Below are 14,367 nucleotides of genomic sequence, written 5' to 3'. Positions count from 1 at the left end.
TGCCGCCGCGCCTCGCATCCGGTGGCTCAGGCCATTTCCTTCAGCATCGCATCGAGGGTCGTGCCAAGTTCGGACGGGGAGGGCGAAACGCGGATGCCCGCGTCTTCCATCGCCGCGATCTTGTCGTCCGCACCGCCCTGTCCGCCGGACACGATCGCGCCCGCATGGCCCATGCGCCGGCCCGGAGGCGCGGTACGGCCCGCGATGAAGCCGACCATCGGCTTGCGGCGGCCCTTGGCGGCTTCCTGCTTGATGAACTCGGCCGCTTCCTCTTCCGCGCTGCCGCCGATCTCGCCGATCATGATGATCGACTTGGTGGCGTCGTCGTCAAGGAACAGGTCGAGCACGTCGATGAAGTTCGTGCCGTTGACCGGGTCGCCGCCGATGCCGACTGCGGTCGTCTGGCCGAGGCCGACCTGCGTCGTCTGATGCACGGCTTCATAGGTCAGCGTGCCAGAGCGCGAGACGACGCCGACCGTGCCCTTCTTGAAGATGGAGCCCGGCATGATGCCGATCTTGCATTCCTCGGGCGTCAGTACGCCGGGGCAGTTCGGCCCGATGAGGCGCGACTTCGATCCTTCGAGCGCGGCCTTCACCCGCACCATGTCGAGCACCGGAATGCCCTCGGTGATCGCGATGATAAGTTCCATCTCCGCATCGATCGCTTCGCAGATCGCATCGGCGGCGAAGGGCGGCGGCACGTAGATGCACGAAGCGGTCGCGCCGGTCTCGGCCTTGGCCTCGCGCACCGTGTTGAAGTTGGGCAGGCCGATATGCGTCGTGCCGCCCTTGCCCGGCGTCACACCCGCAACCATCTGCGTTCCGTAATCGAGCGCCTGTTGCGTGTGGAAAGTGCCGGTATCGCCGGTCATCCCCTGGGTGATGACCTTGGTGTTTTTGTCTACGAGGATGGACATGGTCGGTTCTCGTCCCTTTTTGCGTCTTCCCGGCGCAGGCCGGGATCCAGTCTAGTTACAGATCGACTCGAACAGATCGTCCCAGTCGGGGGTTCATTTCTTCAATGACGCGCAGCTTCGATGCGCTGCCATTCCTTCACTTGTTTCTCGCAGCGCATGGCGCCGTCCATGCTGTCGAATACGAAAAGCCAGACGAGCATCTTGCACCCGTATCTCCTGGTAAACCCATCGATCCTGCCTTCCCGATGTTCCCATATTCGTTTCGCAAGGTCGCTGGCGACGCCGATATACAGTGTGCCATTGCGCTTACTGGCCCTCATTTAGACGTACCCGCGTTTCTCTATTCCCGCGCCGTTTCGCCGGACTCCGGCCGGAGCCGGGGTGACGACATTACTTCAGGCTTTCGTCCAAGCCCTTGCAGGCCTCGAGCAGTTCCTCGACCGCGTCGGTCGAAACCTTGAGGTTGTTCTTTTCCTCGTCCGACAGTTCGATCTCGATCACTTCTTCCGTGCCGCCCGCGCCGATCACGGTGGGGACGCCGACATAGAGCCCGTCAAGACCATACTTGCCTTCGACATAGCTGGCGCAGGGCAGGACGCGCTTCTGGTCGCCGAGATAGGCTTCGGCCATCGCGATCGCGCTGGTGGCGGGGGCGTAGTAAGCGGAGCCGTTGCCGAGCAAGCCGACGATCTCGCCGCCGCCCTTGCGCGTGCGGTCGACGATTTCGTCGATGCGGCTTTCGGAAACGCCCTTGATCTTAGCGAAGTCTTTCGCCGGAATGCCGTTGATCGTGGTGTAGCTCGTGACCGGAACCATGGTGTCGCCGTGGCCGCCGAGCACGAAGGCGTTCACGTCCTTCACGCTGACGCCGAATTCCCATGCGAGGAAGGTCGCGAAGCGCGCAGAGTCGAGCACTCCCGCCATGCCGACGACCTTGTTGTGCGGCAGGCCGCTGAACTCGCGTAGTGCCCAGACCATCGCGTCGAGTGGGTTGGTGATGCAGATCACGAACGCGTCGGGCGCATTGTTTTTGATCCCTTCGCCGACCGCTTTCATCACCTTGAGGTTGATGCCGAGCAGATCGTCGCGGCTCATGCCGGGCTTGCGCGGTACGCCCGCGGTCACGATCACCACGTCGGCGCCCGCGATATCGGCATAATCGTTTGAGCCGGTGATCTTCGCATCGAAGCCTTCGACCGGGCCGCACTGCGACAGGTCAAGCGCCTTGCCCTGCGGCATCCCCTCGGCGATGTCGAACAGGACGATGTCGCCCATTTCCTTCTTCGCGGCGAGATGGGCGAGCGTGCCGCCGATCATGCCGGCGCCGATGAGTGCGATTTTCTTGCGTGCCATGATGTGCTTCTATCGTCCTTCGATTGCGTGCGGGACCAGGCGCAAAATCACGTGGAGCCGGTCATAACGCGCAGCAAACGTCCCGCAAAAGACGCCGCACCCGGCATATCACTTGGCGGACTAGGCTTGCGAGAAGCGGTTTGCAACCGCCTAAAACAGCTATCTTTGCAAATGGTTCGCAGTTGCAAGAGGTGCTGCGGGCGCCTTGCTTTTAGCGCGCTTCCACGAGCGGAAGCGCGTCCATGCCGAACTGGTGCGCGAGCAATTCGCGGACCATTGCTGCGGGCACCGGGCGGCTGAAGAAATAGCCCTGACCGAATTCGCAGCCGGCGGCAACCGCGTCGGCGACCTGGCTGGCAGTTTCGAGTCCTTCGGCGATCACGTCCATGTCGAGCGCGGCGGCAAGGTCCGACACCGCCTTGCGGATCGCGGCGGAGCGCCCTGCATTGGCGGAGCGCTGGGCGAACGCCTTGTCGAGCTTGATCCGCGCAAACGGGAACTGGTCGAGATAGGCGAGGGAGGAATAGCCCGTGCCGAAGTCGTCGAGCGCGAAGCTCACGCCCTCGCGTCGCATCCGGCTGAGGAAATGGAGCGTCGCCTGGTCGGGTTCGAGCAGCAGTCCCTCGGTCACCTCGAGATGCAGCCGGTGCGGGGCGATGCCGCTTTTGAGGATGAGCGCCAGCATTTCGGTCGCGTGATGCGGCTGCGCGATCTGCCGGGGCGAGACGTTGACCGAGAGCGACACGTCCCTCGGCCAGGCGCGCGCTTCTTCCAGCGCCTGTTCCAGCACGAGGAGGCCGAGCGCGACGATCTGCCCGGTCGCTTCCGCGATGGGGACGAAGATGTCGGGCGGGATGTCGCCCTGTTCGCTATGGCGCCAGCGCGCGAGTGCCTCGAACCCGTCGATGCTGCCGTCCGACAGGCGGATGATCGGCTGGAAATGAACCGAGATCGTCTTGTTCGCGATCGCCGTCTGCAGCGCGCGCGCGATCAGCGCCTCGTGCGGGGCGAGTGCTCCGGGCGAGGTAGGCTGCGGTTGAGACTGCTCCCTGTCCATTCGGCGAGAGCTAGGATCAAGGTTTATAGAAATGGTTAACGCCGCGCTTACATTCTACGCGCGGCCCGACACGCAGCGGCGTCTTCAATTACGTCAGCCCGGCGCCCGCCGGCCGCTCAGCACGCCGCTTCGGGATCGGGCAGGGCGCTTGCCATCCGTGCGTCGAGCGAGCGGCACATGTCCCGCCACCAGCGGTAGGCCGCATGATCGCCTGCGAACCGGGCCTCCTGCGCCCGCATTCGCGCATTCTGCGCCGCGCCGAGGCCGTGCTGCGCGAAATGCTTCAGCGCCGCCCGCAGCATGCTGTCCTTCAGCGGATTAACCAAATTGTCGTTCGCCGCTTGCGGCAGGATGGCGCGGGCAGGACGGCACTTCACGACGCGGTTGAACGCGCGTGCGCCTCGGTTCAGTGTATTCACGCGACCCCTCGCAGATGAACTTTTGTTAGGACCGAGCACTAGGCTCAAGGTGCTAACCGAGGGTCAGAGAATACGGTTTACGCGTTCTTCACCATGACGACGCGTCCAGATTGAGGGGTCTAGTCGGTCGCTTCGCGCAGTGTTCCTGCACCCGCCTTCAGCGAGCCGGCAGTCTCGTCGACCTTCAGCCGGCTTTCGCCGCTCGCCTGCTTGAGGTCGCCGCGGCGCTGGTCGGCGGTAATGCGCGTCGGCTTCGGCGCAGGCTTCGCCGCCGCCGCTACCGGCGAGGATGTGCCGACATCGTCCGGAAGCGCTTCGGTCAGCGGGCTCTCCGTCTCGGGAAGCGCGGAGAGGTCCATTCGCATGTCGCTGACTTCCTCGATGTCGGCAATGTTAGAGACATTCGGGCGGCCCGAACGCGCAGCCACATAGCTTGCCTGGTCGTGCTCCAGCCCCGAATAGCGCATGGTAAATGCCGCCGGGGTCCCGGCGCGGCCCGGCCAGCGGTAGAAGCGGTGTTCGCCGATCGCGCCGAGCGGCCTCAGGTTCGGAGCCCAGTGCGGCCGCACCGCATGCGTATGATAATGCGTGGCAAGGCCGACATCGGCGAAGACCTGTCCGCCGATCGCTTTCTTGGCGACGTCGAGCGCTCCGAGCCAGGCGTATTTGTTCGGCTTGCGCGCCAGCGATCCGTCGCAGGTGAAGCTGAACTGGCAGCCGGTCACGCGTTCCGATCCCTCGAATACGACGTCGCAGACGCCGGCGGGATAGGCGGGGTGCGCCACGCGGTTCAGCACGACCTGCGCCACGGCCTGCTGCCCTTTGACGCCCTCGCTAGCGGCTTCGTAGTAAACCGCCATCGCCATGCACTCGATCGCGCGTTCGCGGTTCAGCGCGCTGCCGCGAAAGGCGAATGCGCGCGCGGCCGGACCAGCGTTCGATATGGGGAGCCCGGCCACTTCGATTAGCGCCTCGCGTTCTTCGAGAACTTCCTCGACCGAGCCCTTGCCGGGAGCGGGCGGCCCGAACAGCCCGGGCTTGAGCGCGCTTGGAAGGCTGCCGGTTTCGCTCACCGGCGATTGCCCCCCTAGGGGCGATACGGCAGAGAGTGACTGGATCGCGATTGCAGCCGCGAGCGCCACTGCGCCGAGAACGGCGAGCGAAGCCCAGCGAAGCCGCGGCTTCGCCCAGATTTTCGAGATGACGACCATATGGAAATCAAACAGCGAAAAGGGCAAGCGTTCCCGCTGCCTGACACGCTTTTCGGCGCTGGGGACGCTAACTGTTTCGATTTGGGTCAAACGCGCCTCCATCGGTGCGGTTCCTGCGGCAGGCCGGTTGACGATCGATTTCGCCTAACATGGCTGCCGACACCGCTTGCGCGGCGAACCAGCCGAGCCTAAGAGCGCGCCCGTGTCGTCGGTTGCCTGCCGAAAGGTGGGCCTAAGAGGGAAGCGGGTATGCCCGCGCTGCCCCCGCAACTGTGACCGGGAAGGACCGCTTTCCATTACGCCACTGGTTCGGAGACGAACCGGGAAGGCGAAGGCACTGTCCGTCGATCCGGGAGCCAGGAGACCTGCCGCCGACCCGTCACGAGGCTGCGGGCGGGGTGTACCGATAGCCGGGCGGAAGCCGTGCTCACCGTGCGGCTCACCGTTATGGGCGGATTATTCGCACATGACGGGAGTTTTCATGAACAAGTATCTGCTTTTAATTGCTGTTTCCTCGTTTGCCTGTGCCGGATCGGCGTCTGCGCAGGACCGGTCGGTCGAACCTGGTGCGGGCGAAGACGCGCTCGAAGAGCTGTTCGGGCCGGCACCGGAGCAGCGCGAGGTCGTGCTCGACGAGGCGGGTGAAGAACCGGCGGAGATCACCGTTACGGCAAACGGTCTGCCGACCAACATTCGCAATACGGGTCAATCGGTTACGCTTATCGGCCGAGACGAGATCGAAGCCGTGCAGGGCGCGGATGTGCAGCGCGTCCTGCAACGCGCGCCCGGCGTCACCTTCACCCGCAACGGGCCCGTCGGCGCGGTCGGCGGTATCGCCGTACGCGGCGCGGGTGCCGACGAACTTCTCGTCCTGATCGACGGCGTGCGCGTTGCCGATTCAGCCTCTCCCTCGGGCGGGTTCGACGCGGGCGGTCTGCTCACCGGCAATACCGGCAAGTACGATTTGCTGCGCGGTGCGAACTCGACCATCTGGGGAGCGGACGCGGTCGCCGGCGTGCTGGACATCTCGACGCGTGCACAGACGGGCCTGACGGCAAGCGCGGAATACGGGTCGCGCGAGACTCTCTTCGCCAATGCCGCTGGCGGAATAGGCGGCGAGAACTATTATGCAGGTCTATCCGCAAGCTTTTACGATAGCGACGGTTTTTCTGCAGCTGCCGTTGGTAACGAGGCGGACGGATTCGAGCAACTTGCGCTGACCGGGTCAGGTTTCGTCGACGTTACCGACGCGCTCGAACTGTTCGTCTCCGGCCGGTACGCGGACAGCACGCTGGAATATGACGGGTTTCCCGCTCCGACCTTCGTCCTCGGCGATACGGCGGACATCCAGGACACGGTCCAGTATTCCGGCGCAGTCGGAGCGAATTACTACGCACAGGACCTGACCCTGCGCGTCAGCTACTCGCTTGCCGATACCGAGCGCGAGAACTTCGCCGCTCCTGCACGTGACGCAGTTGGTTTTGCGAGCGACGGAGAGAGCGAGCGTCTGTCTCTGCGCGCCGAGTACCGCCTGATCGGCGGGCTTACCCTCGCTTACGGCGGCGAGCACGAGGCGACCCGCTATGCGACGTCCTTCGCCGGGTTCGAAGACGGCGCGTCGGAAACCTCCATCACCGGCGGCTATGCGCAGGCGGGCTGGAGCATGCGCGGCCTCTCCGCCCATCTCGGCGTGCGCTACGACGATCATGAGGACTTCGGTGGTCAGACAAGCTTCGGCGGCGATGTCAGCTACGCGCTCGGCGGCGACTGGCGCGTGCGCGCGAGCTTCGGCGAAGGGTTCAAACCGCCCAGCCTGTTCCAGCTCTACTCCGACTACGGCAACCGGACCTTGGAAGCCGAGGAAAGCACCAGCTACGATGCCGGGGTCGAATACGGCACGCGCGGAGCGGACCGCCACTTCGCACTGACGGCTTTCCGTCGCGACAGCGACAACCTGATCGATTTCGTCGGCTGCGCGGTCCCTACCGGGATATGCACGGATCGCCCCTTCGGCACCTACGACAATATTGGCGAGGCGCGCGCGCAGGGGATCGAAGTCGAGGCTGGATTCCGCTTGATGGACGCCATCCGCGTGGGCAGTCAATATACCTTCATCAACAGCGAGAACCGCAGCACCGGCGACCCGAACGAAGGTAACCGGCTCGCTCGCAGGCCGCGGCATTCGGGTACGCTCTATGCCGACTGGACCGGCCCGGCGGGGCTGACGCTCGGCACGGACCTGCGGATCGTCGGCGCGAGTTTCGACGATGCGGGCAACGCCGTGCGGCTGGACAGCTACGCCCTCCTGGACCTGCGTGCCGAATTAGCCTTGAGCGAGCGGATCGCGTTGTTCGGCCGGGTAGAGAACCTGTGGGACGAGGATTACCAGACCGCAGGCGGCTATGCGAATGCCGGCCGCGGCGTCTTCGCCGGTTTGAGAGCGGGGCTTTAAGGGGGAGCGGGCCGGGGGAAGCGGCGGTGATGCGAACGCTCTCGGCGGTCCTTGCGCTCATGGCGCTGACCGGCTGCAGTTCGGCTTCGGCGCCGCCACCTTCCGTCATGCTTGAAAAGCCAAGTGCAATCGTCAGCCTCAATCCCTGCCTCGACGCGATGCTGCTCGAAACCGCCGACCCGGCGCAGATTGCGGCGCTGTCGCATTACAGCCGCGACGCGGCTTCGTCCTCGATCCCCCAATCGGTGGCACGGCGCTTTGACGTCACGGGCGGGACGGCCGAGGAAGTGGTGGCGTTGTCGCCCGATCTTGTCGTGGCAGGCAGCTTCATCGCCCCCGCCACGCAGGCGGCGCTCGAGCGGCTCGGAATGCGGGTCGAGACTTTCGGCATCGCCCGGACTGTCGGGAGAAGCGTGGAGCAGGTCCGGCGCGTGGGCGAAGTCACCGGAAACGCGTCGGCTGCGGAACGGCTCGCTGGCAGGATCGAACGCGCGGTCGAGGACGCGGCGCCGCCCGCCGGTGCGAAAAAACCAAGCGCCGTTCTCTGGCAACCGGGCGGCATCGTGCCGGGAGAAGAAGCGCTCGTCAGCGAGCTGCTGACCATCGCCGGGTTCGAAAACCATGCGGCCGCGAGGGGGTTGGGGCAGGCGGATTATTTGAGCCTCGAAGAAGTGCTCGCCGATCCGCCCGATCTGCTGCTGATTGCAGGCGAGGAAACGGGGCAGGAGCATCCGGTGCTGGACAAGCTGCCGAATACGAGACGTGCGCGTTTCGATCCGTCGCTCCTCTATTGCGGCGGCCCAACCATTCCGGCAGCGCTAGAGCGGCTGAAGACGATCCGCGGCGAACTGCTGGCGGAGCGCGGCGCATGAACCGCGCCGCCCTCATTTTCGGGTTGCTGCTCGTGGTCGCGTTCCCGCTGTCGCTGCTGGCGGGGAAGGTCTGGATCGACCCGGCCTCGACTCCGAACGCGGCGTTGATCCTGGCCGAGATTCGCCTGCCGCGGAGCGTGCTGGCGTTGATCGTTGGAGCGGGCCTCGGCGCGGCGGGTGCGGCAATGCAAGGTTATCTGAGGAACCCGCTGGCCGATCCGGGGCTGTTCGGCATCGCGCCGGGCGCGGCACTGGGCGCAGTGACCGCAATTTGGTTCGGCCTGACCGCAAACGCCTTCGTGCTGCCGCTGTTTGCGCTGGTGGGCGCGGGCGGAGCGATGGCGCTGCTTGCCGCGATCGCCGGGCGCAGCGCGTCGGGCCTCGGCCGCGGCATCGCGCTGTTCACGCTGGCGGGGCTTATGGTGGCGAGCCTTGCGGGCGCACTCACTGCGCTGATGATCAGCCTCGCCCCCAATGCCTTCGCCATGAGCACGATCGTGCTGTGGCTGAACGGCGCGCTGACCGACCGGAGCTGGCAGGAAGTCATCATTGCCGCGCCGCTGACGCTCGTCGGTATCGTCCTGTTGATCGTCGCCGGAAAAGCGCTCGACGCGCTGATCCTCGGCGAGGAGGTTGCACGCTCGCTCGGCATCGATCCGCGCGCGCTGCTCTGGCTGCTGATCGGCGGGGTCGGGCTGACGGTCGGCGCTGGCGTCGCTGTCGCGGGCATCATTGGCTTCGTGGGGCTGATCGTGCCGCATCTGGTGCGCCCGCTGACCGACGGACGCCCGTCGCAGCTGCTGGTGCCGAGCGCGCTTGCCGGAGCGCTGCTAGTGCTGGTGGCGGACAGCGTAGTGCGCGTGTTGCCGCTCGTTACCGAAATCAGGCTCGGCATAGCGCTCAGCCTGCTCGGCGCGCCGTTCTTCCTCTACCTGCTCGTGCGGATGCGGCGGGGGTGGGCATGAGCCTGCGCGCGGAGAACCTTACCGTTATAGGCCGGCTCGCAAACGTAAGCTGCTCGCTGGAGCGCGGGGGCATCACCGCCATTTGCGGGCCGAACGGGGCAGGCAAGTCCACGCTGCTGATGGCACTGGCCGGTCTGCTAAGCGCGGACACGGGGCGGGCCATGCTCGGCGAAGAGCGCCTCGTTTCGCTGCATCTGAAACAGCGGGCGCGGCGCATCGGCTATCTGCCGCAATCCGCCGACATTGCGTGGGACGTGACGGTGCGCTCGATCGTCGAACTCGGCCGGATGCCGCATGGCGACAGCGCGCGAGAGCCCGTCGATACGGCAATCGCGGCGCTCGATCTGGAGGCATTCGAGGGGCGGCGGGCGCTGACGTTATCGGGCGGCGAGCGGGCGCGGATGCTGCTGGCGCGGGTGCTGGCGGGCGAACCCGAATGGATTCTCGCCGACGAGCCGCTCGCCGCACTCGACATCGCACATCAGCTGACCCTGCTTGCGCATCTGCGGCGGCAGGCGGATGGAGGCAGCGGCGTCGTCATCGTGCTGCACGACCTCGCGCTGGCTAGGAACCACGCGGACCGCGTGATCGTGCTGGACGAGGGGCGGGTCGCGGCAGACGACATTCCGCAGCGCGCGCTGTCGGAAGAGGTCATCGCGAAAGTCTGGGGCGTCGCGGCGCGCTGGATCGGCGAGCCGGGCGCGCAGGCACTCGTGTCGGACCTCAGCGTTTGACGGATATGAGCCGGCAATTACTGCTTGAGGAATGGCTGCAACTGACGCGCGAGGCGATGCCCGCGCTCGCGAAAAGGCGCCGTTGGCCGGTGCGCTTCGACCACTGTTTCCAGCGAATCCTGCTCGACAACGCGGTCGGCGGGCGCTGGTACGATCATATCGAGAGCCCCGCCTACCGGAACGCCAGCGATGCGCAGCTTCGCGATGCCATCGCGCTCGGCAAGGCGGCGATTAAAGGCAACGAAGATCTCGCCGCGCTCAATCGCAAGTCGCTCGAATGGCGGGGGCAGCTTTAGGGCCGCCCCCGTATACGCTTACTCGACCGGGTCGATACCGGTCGCGCCAGCCGGAAGCTCGCCGTCCGAAATGTCTTCCGCTTCGCCTTCACCGCCCGGTACGAGCCCGCGCGCTTCGAGCATCGGCTGCACGTCGGGCTGACGTCCGGCGAAGTTCTCGAACATTTCGAAATAGTCCATCGTCCCGCCGCGGCTCAGCACGGTCTCGCGGTAATGGTCGCCGTTCGCGCGGGTGAGGCCGCCGTTTTCGAGGAACCACTTGCGGCTGTCGCGGTCGAGCATCTCGGTCCACAGATAGCTGTAGTAGCCCGCCGAATAGCCTGCCGGGTTAGAGAAGATGTGGTTGAAATAGCTGCTCCGGTAACGCGGCGGCACCAGATCGATTTCCAGACCGAGGTCTTCGAGCGAACTGCGCTCATAGGCATCGACCTGCGCCGGTGTGGTGATCCGCGCCGCTTCTTCCGGCGACAGGGAGTGCCATTTCATGTCGAGCAGCGCCGCTTCCACCACTTCGCCGAAGTCGTAGCCCTGATTGAACTTCGCCGCCGCCTCGATCTTCTCGATCAGTTCGGCCGGGATCGTCTCGCCCGTCTGGTAGTGCTTGGCGTAGTTGCGCAGCACTTCAGGGTAGGTTGCCCACAGCTCGTTCACCTGGCTCGGATATTCGACGAAATCGCGTGCGGTCGCCGTGCCCGAAAGCGAGGCGTATCGCTGATCGGCGAAGAAGCCGTGCAGCGCGTGGCCGAATTCGTGGAAGATCGTATTGACGTTGTCGAAGCTGACGAGCTGCGGCTGGCCTTCCGCCGCCTGCGGAATGTTCAGCACGTTGTAGATGACCGGCTTCGTACCGTAGAGATGGCTCTGGTCGACGAAGTTGCTCATCCACGCGCCGCCGCGCTTGGACGGGCGTTGGAACGGATCGAAATAGAAGATGCCGAGCTCGCTCCCGTCGGCATCGCGCACCGTGTAGGTGGTCACCGTTGGGTGATAGACCGGCAGATCGGTGCGCTTCTCGAACGTCAGGCCGTAGAGCTTGTTCGCGGCGTAGAACACGCCATCCTCAAGCACGCTGGTGAGTTCGAAATACGGCTTCACCGCGTTTTCGTCGAGGTCGTAGCGCGCCTTCCGGACCTGCTCGGCATAGCGGTACCAGTCCCACGGCTTCACTTCGAAATCTTCGCCGCCCGCTTCGATCTGCTGGTTGAGCAGCGCAGCTTCGCGCCGCTGCGTCGCGGCGAGGGCGGGGACCATCTGCTCCATGAAGCCGAGCGCGGTCCGCGGGTTTTCCGCCATCCGGTCGTACATGACGTAGCTGGCCCAGTCGGGCTCGCCGAACAGCGCAGCCTTGCGCGCACGCAGGGTCGCGATCTCGGCAAGCAGGGTGCGGGTGTCGTTGTCGTCGCCCATGACCGCCCGGTTGTAGGACAGCTTGAACAGCCGCTCGCGCACGTCGCGGTTCTCGAGACTGGGGAGCGAAGGTTGCTGGGTCGTGTTCTGTAGCGCGATGGCGAACTTGCCTTCCATGCCGCGTTCCGCCGCCAGTTTCGCGGCCGCGTCGATCTCGTCATCGGAGAGCCCCGCCAGTTCCTCGCGCGTGTCCACGACCAGCGCGTTCTCGTTGGTCGCATCGCGAACCTTCTGCGAAAACTCGGTCGTCGTCTCGGACAGACGCGTGTTGATCGCCTTGACCTCTTCCTTTTGGGCCTCGGTCAGCATGGCGCCGGCGTGGACGAAGTCCTGATAGGTTTCCTCGAGCAGCGTCGCGTCTTCGGGCGTCATGCTCATTGCCGCGCGGTTGTCGTAAACCGCCTTCACCCGGTCGAAGAGGACCGGATCAAGGCTGAAGCTGTCGTAATGGGCGCTCAGCCTCGGACCGATTTCCGCATCGATTGCGTCGAGCGTGTCGTTCGTGTTCGCACCGGTGAGCGCGTAGAACACGGTCGAAACGCGGCCCAGCATCCGGCCCGAGGTTTCCAGCGCGACGATCGTGTTCGCGAAAGTGGGCGCTTCGGGGTTGTTCTTGATCGCCTCGATCTCGGCCTTGTGGATCATCATCGCCTGTTCGAAGGCGGGAAGGAAATCGCCGTCCGAAATCTTCGTGAAGTCCGGGGCCTGCAACGGCAGGTCGCTCGGCTGGGCGAAATAGCCCGTACCCTGCGGGATGGCGACGGTCGCTGCCGGGGAATTGTTCATTGCGGGACGGTCTTCAGCCATGGTGGCGCATCCTCCGAGAAGTGCGCTCGCGGCGCAGGCGGCAAGAAGTTTCGTACGGTTGGCAAGGATCATGCGGGAGAAGCTCCGTTGTGTGGCTGTAAAGTCGAATCTGCCGCCGGTGTAGCAGCGTAAACATTGACTCGGCTTGAAGCGCAGATTGCACCGCTTATCAACCGCGCCGCTGCTATGGCGTTCCTTTGGCGCGAAAAGGGGCGCGCAAAGTGCTCGCCCCTTCCTTATAACTAGTGTTCGATGATTCAGCGGAACTCGAACATTATTGTAGGTTATATGCCGTCAGTTTTCGAAACTCTCTTACGCCGGTAGTAAGTAGTTGGTTATTTGGCGTGATTATCAATCGTCCCCCGGTGGGCGCTTCCCAAACTATCGGGTGTCCATCTGCTTTGCGGTCGATTGCCCATGTTGTGTCGTGGTCGGATACGAACACGAGGTTTTCTGTCACGACCACGTTCCCGTGAAACGACCTCTCGCCATAAAGCCCGGTATCAACGGGAATGGGGGTCGCCCATTTTTGAGCGCCAGTCTTTGCGTCCAGCGCAGCGAGCACAAAGGCGTCGTTGCGTACGGCAAAGATCGTATCATCCGCATACGCGAATGCAGTCGTATATTGCGAATTACTGCGCCACAGGATCGGTCCGCGTTCTTGCGATAGGGCGATAATATTTGCAGAACTTAAGAAGCGCTTCTCACCGGAAAACAGGAATATCAGTCCATCGTCGCCGAGAACCGGAGCGCTAAAAAACGTACTTACAAAACCTGCCTTGACCTCGGGGTCGGCGATACTTTGCGTGATTGTACCAGTAGCTCTGTCGATAATGTCGAGAGCCGCGCCCGCCGGGTAATATACATTCTGATCATCTATAGCGACCGCCTTTCCGTCAGCCCAACTGCTGCCGGCCCTTTCCAACTCCCATAGCAAGGTTCCTTGGCGTGCGTCATAAGCGTAGAGCATGCCACCGGTATATCCTGCAGCTACAAAGACCTGGTCATCTGCAGCGGTTGGTTGATTGAAGTCATGCCACTGCGAGGCAAACTTCATTTGGTTAAGAAAAGACCCGCTTCGTACATCAAATACCCACTGGGGGTTATTGTTGCTTGACGTTACCATCGAGGTAACATGAACGAGGCCGTTAGCGATAGACGGGCCGCTAATGTAAGCTTGCTCACCCAAATCAAAAGACCACTGGAGTTGTCCACGCGGATCGAACGAATAGAGGTGGCCGTTTTTATCGTAAGCCATCCCCCCGCCTCTGCCTGCGGTTATGAGGATTCTGTCGCGCGTCGCCGCGGGAGGCCGGATGTATGTGATTGGGTTGCTGTCGACCCATTCCCATGCCTTCGAAAAATTAGCGTAATTGTAGCGAGCCGCGACATATCCCGTGTGAGCCGGATTGCGCTGGAACATGCCCCAATCGCCCAATTTGACATCAAGATTAACAGTGAACGTCTTGCTGGAACCAGGATAGACGCCTGTGCAAGCCGCCGTCGTACATAGGCGGAATTTGACTTCGCTGGTCGTCGCCCCGCCGGCCGGAAATGGCACGGTTTCGAGATTGACGGCGTAATTTGATCCCGATTGCACCGGCGTGCCCTCAAGTGCATACCAGCGGCCGCCAACTTCGACATCGGCAACGATGGGACTGGAACTGCTCCCCGAGTAGTTCGCCGTAAAACCGAACTTCGCGCTTTCGCCCTCATCCACGGTTACATTCGCCGAGTTTGCGAAAGCGTGACATTTAAAGTTGGCGTGCCCCCTCCGGTCGATGGGGTGGACGATCCGTCACCTCCGCCTCCACCAGTATCAAAGCCAAGCCCGAAACCGACATCATTAGCGCGTTAATTTTCATGTTACCCCCCCA

The 14,367-nt window shown here is 63.8% G+C and carries 13 protein-coding genes and 1 riboswitch; of the genes, 5 read left to right on the top strand and 8 right to left on the bottom strand.

Going from position 1 to position 14,367, the window contains the following annotated elements:
• Window positions 1–26 precede the first annotated feature (26 nt).
• From sucD to HUV48_RS03440, 6 genes are all read right to left on the bottom strand, one after another.
• A complete protein-coding gene (sucD, locus tag HUV48_RS03465) occupies window positions 27–917 on the bottom strand; it encodes a succinate--CoA ligase subunit alpha (RefSeq protein ID WP_176266353.1) in 891 nt (296 codons plus the stop codon).
• A 101-nt stretch (window positions 918–1,018) separates the two neighbouring features.
• Window positions 1,019–1,237: a GIY-YIG nuclease family protein gene (locus tag HUV48_RS03460; protein ID WP_225871495.1), complete on the bottom strand. Its 219-nt coding sequence runs from the start codon at window positions 1,235–1,237 to the stop codon at window positions 1,019–1,021.
• A 70-nt stretch (window positions 1,238–1,307) separates the two neighbouring features.
• The gene (gene mdh / locus HUV48_RS03455) at window positions 1,308–2,270 is read right to left on the bottom strand and encodes a malate dehydrogenase (RefSeq protein WP_176266352.1); all 963 of its coding nucleotides are present in this window, start codon (window positions 2,268–2,270) and stop codon (window positions 1,308–1,310) included.
• A gap of 211 nt (window positions 2,271–2,481) precedes the next feature.
• On the bottom strand, window positions 2,482–3,327 hold the full coding sequence (locus HUV48_RS03450; protein ID WP_176266351.1) for an EAL domain-containing protein: 846 nt from the start codon (window positions 3,325–3,327) through the stop codon (window positions 2,482–2,484).
• A gap of 116 nt (window positions 3,328–3,443) precedes the next feature.
• Window positions 3,444–3,746: a hypothetical protein gene (locus HUV48_RS03445; RefSeq protein ID WP_176266350.1), complete on the bottom strand. Its 303-nt coding sequence runs from the start codon at window positions 3,744–3,746 to the stop codon at window positions 3,444–3,446.
• A gap of 119 nt (window positions 3,747–3,865) precedes the next feature.
• The gene (locus tag HUV48_RS03440; RefSeq protein WP_225871494.1) at window positions 3,866–4,984 is read right to left on the bottom strand and encodes a cell wall hydrolase; all 1,119 of its coding nucleotides are present in this window, start codon (window positions 4,982–4,984) and stop codon (window positions 3,866–3,868) included.
• 165 nt (window positions 4,985–5,149) lie between these two features.
• A riboswitch (cobalamin riboswitch) is annotated at window positions 5,150–5,344 on the top strand.
• A gap of 94 nt (window positions 5,345–5,438) precedes the next feature.
• Here HUV48_RS03440 and HUV48_RS03435 point away from each other — a divergent pair.
• From HUV48_RS03435 to HUV48_RS03415, 5 genes are read left to right on the top strand one after another with little or no spacing between them, the layout of a single operon-like run.
• On the top strand, window positions 5,439–7,409 hold the full coding sequence (locus HUV48_RS03435) for a TonB-dependent receptor plug domain-containing protein (protein ID WP_176266349.1): 1,971 nt from the start codon (window positions 5,439–5,441) through the stop codon (window positions 7,407–7,409).
• Between the two features lie 29 nt (window positions 7,410–7,438).
• Window positions 7,439–8,281: an ABC transporter substrate-binding protein gene (locus HUV48_RS03430; protein WP_176266689.1), complete on the top strand. Its 843-nt coding sequence runs from the start codon at window positions 7,439–7,441 to the stop codon at window positions 8,279–8,281.
• Window positions 8,278–9,246 (top strand): FecCD family ABC transporter permease, encoded by a 969-nt coding sequence (locus tag HUV48_RS03425; protein ID WP_176266348.1) that lies wholly within the window; start codon window positions 8,278–8,280, stop codon window positions 9,244–9,246. Before HUV48_RS03430 ends, HUV48_RS03425 begins: the two co-directional genes overlap by 4 nt.
• A complete protein-coding gene (locus HUV48_RS03420) occupies window positions 9,243–9,980 on the top strand; it encodes an ABC transporter ATP-binding protein (protein ID WP_176266347.1) in 738 nt (245 codons plus the stop codon). Before HUV48_RS03425 ends, HUV48_RS03420 begins: the two co-directional genes overlap by 4 nt.
• Window positions 9,981–9,985: 5 nt before the next feature.
• Window positions 9,986–10,276, top strand: a complete 291-nt coding sequence (locus tag HUV48_RS03415) for a GCN5-related N-acetyltransferase (RefSeq protein ID WP_176266346.1) — start codon at window positions 9,986–9,988, stop codon at window positions 10,274–10,276.
• Window positions 10,277–10,294: 18 nt separating this feature from the next.
• Here HUV48_RS03415 and HUV48_RS03410 read toward each other — a convergent pair whose 3' ends face one another.
• Together HUV48_RS03410 and HUV48_RS03405 are read right to left on the bottom strand one after the other, a co-directional pair.
• A complete protein-coding gene (locus HUV48_RS03410) occupies window positions 10,295–12,562 on the bottom strand; it encodes a M3 family metallopeptidase (protein ID WP_225871493.1) in 2,268 nt (755 codons plus the stop codon).
• A 202-nt stretch (window positions 12,563–12,764) separates the two neighbouring features.
• The gene (locus HUV48_RS03405) at window positions 12,765–14,210 is read right to left on the bottom strand and encodes an outer membrane protein assembly factor BamB family protein (protein ID WP_176266345.1); all 1,446 of its coding nucleotides are present in this window, start codon (window positions 14,208–14,210) and stop codon (window positions 12,765–12,767) included.
• Between the last annotated feature and the right edge of the window lie 157 nt (window positions 14,211–14,367).

The sequence above is a fragment of the Qipengyuania atrilutea genome, from assembly GCF_013370205.1.
Lineage (GTDB): Bacteria > Pseudomonadota > Alphaproteobacteria > Sphingomonadales > Sphingomonadaceae > Actirhodobacter > Actirhodobacter atriluteus.
This window is presented reverse-complemented; position numbering and strand designations above follow the sequence as displayed.

Coding starts and splice junctions, on each gene's coding strand:
- sucD (WP_176266353.1), bottom strand. CDS start 917: ATGTCCATCCTCGTAGACAAAAACACCAAGGTCATCACCCAGGGGATG.
- HUV48_RS03460 (WP_225871495.1), bottom strand. CDS start 1,237: ATGAGGGCCAGTAAGCGCAATGGCACACTGTATATCGGCGTCGCCAGC.
- mdh (WP_176266352.1), bottom strand. CDS start 2,270: ATGGCACGCAAGAAAATCGCACTCATCGGCGCCGGCATGATCGGCGGC.
- HUV48_RS03450 (WP_176266351.1), bottom strand. CDS start 3,327: ATGGACAGGGAGCAGTCTCAACCGCAGCCTACCTCGCCCGGAGCACTC.
- HUV48_RS03435 (WP_176266349.1), top strand. CDS start 5,439: ATGAACAAGTATCTGCTTTTAATTGCTGTTTCCTCGTTTGCCTGTGCC.
- HUV48_RS03430 (WP_176266689.1), top strand. CDS start 7,439: ATGCGAACGCTCTCGGCGGTCCTTGCGCTCATGGCGCTGACCGGCTGC.
- HUV48_RS03425 (WP_176266348.1), top strand. CDS start 8,278: ATGAACCGCGCCGCCCTCATTTTCGGGTTGCTGCTCGTGGTCGCGTTC.
- HUV48_RS03420 (WP_176266347.1), top strand. CDS start 9,243: ATGAGCCTGCGCGCGGAGAACCTTACCGTTATAGGCCGGCTCGCAAAC.
- HUV48_RS03415 (WP_176266346.1), top strand. CDS start 9,986: ATGAGCCGGCAATTACTGCTTGAGGAATGGCTGCAACTGACGCGCGAG.
- HUV48_RS03410 (WP_225871493.1), bottom strand. CDS start 12,562: ATGATCCTTGCCAACCGTACGAAACTTCTTGCCGCCTGCGCCGCGAGC.